The 1,428-nt window shown below is 39.6% G+C and carries 2 protein-coding genes; both read right to left on the reverse strand.

Annotated features, from left to right (window positions below):
* Window positions 1–31: 31 nt before the first annotated feature.
* Complete coding sequence (locus tag HC723_RS16790) at window positions 32–877, reverse strand: IS3 family transposase (protein ID WP_238925533.1); 846 nt, start codon at window positions 875–877, stop codon at window positions 32–34.
* A complete protein-coding gene (locus HC723_RS16795; RefSeq protein ID WP_190339904.1) occupies window positions 874–1,383 on the reverse strand; it encodes a helix-turn-helix domain-containing protein in 510 nt (169 codons plus the stop codon). Before HC723_RS16795 ends, HC723_RS16790 begins: the two co-directional genes overlap by 4 nt.
* Window positions 1,384–1,428: the final 45 nt, after the last annotated feature.

The following is a 1,428-nucleotide window of genomic DNA, read 5'->3' on the forward strand; positions in this document are numbered from 1 at the left end:
TGAAGTGACCCCTTAAAGTTGGACATTTCTGTTATGCGGCTTCCAAGGCCTGATTTCGGTATTCTACCGGAGTCAGGCCTTTTAATTTGACCTTAATTCGATCGTTATTGTAATAATCAATATATTCATCAATGCATGCCATAAGTTGCTCTACACTGTCGAAGTCGTAACCATGGTACATTTCTGTTTTTAAAAGCGCGAAGAAATTTTCAGCCACAGCATTATCAAGACAATTCCCTTTTCTTGACATGCTTTGTGTAATTCCTTTCTCTTTCAGCTTGTTGCGATAGCTACGGTGCTGGTATTGCCATCCTTGGTCACTATGTAAAGTTAATGACGACGCTTGATTTAACTCACTCGTCGCTTTCTCTAGCATCTCGGTCACGAGATGCAATTTAGGTGAGGTCGCGACAGTATGACTAATGACTTCTTGGTTAAATAAATCGATTATCGGAGATAAGTAGACTTTTTCACCTGCCACTTTAAATTCTGTCACATCGGTCACCCATTTTTCATTTGGTTTAGCTGATTTAAACTCTCGCTTCAAAATATTAGGGGCAATACGTCCAATCTCTCCTTTATAAGAACGATACCTTTTCGGTCTTACGGTCGATTTTAGCCCTAGTTTTGCCATTAAACGCTGAACCGTTTTATGATTTAAGTAGATGCCTTCTCTACGTAAAGCATAATGAATGCGTCGATAACCATACCGACCTTTATGCTGATGAAATATTCTTTCAATGCTCGACATCTCGTTCGCGTAAGGCTCGGGAGAGCTCAACACTTGGCATTGGTAGTAATAAACACTTCTAGGCAATCCAATGGATTGCAATAAGTGCTGGATTTTGTGTTGGTGTTTTAGAGCTTGAACAGTCAACGCTTTTTCTTTGCTGCTTGACGTTTTAACTTGTCCAGCTCCTCTAACTTTTTTAGAACAGCGTTCTCCGCTCTCAAATAAGCCAGTTCCTCTCTGAGTTCATCAAGTGACATTTCTTCATCAGATTTAGTCGGACGCTTATTTGATTGAGTTTTCATAGATGGTCTGCCTTTAGGTCGGGAATGTAAGCCTTGGAATCCCGACTGATTATAAAGCTTTAACCAAACAGAAATAGTCCCGTTAGAAGAAAAATTGAATTCAGCACTCGCTTGGCTTATAGACCAGTTATTTTCCCACATTGATTTTAATACCGAGAATTTAAAATCTGCGGAATGTTCATAATCAAGAGGTAAAAATGAAGATGAACCATGGATCCTGTAAACAGAAGTCCAATAACGAATTTGGTTCGCAGGAATAGATAACTCTTTTGCAAGAGATGTCGATGATTCGCCATCAAGGCAACGCTGAGCAATGTACAGCTTTAATTCTCTGATGTACTTAGACATAAAATAACCCCCAATGTTGGTGTCCAACTATTGGGGGTCAGTTCA

Source organism: Vibrio sp. S11_S32, from assembly GCF_014694465.1.
GTDB lineage: Bacteria > Pseudomonadota > Gammaproteobacteria > Enterobacterales > Vibrionaceae > Vibrio > Vibrio algicola.

Coding starts and splice junctions, on each gene's coding strand:
- HC723_RS16795 (WP_190339904.1), bottom strand. CDS start 1,383: ATGTCTAAGTACATCAGAGAATTAAAGCTGTACATTGCTCAGCGTTGC.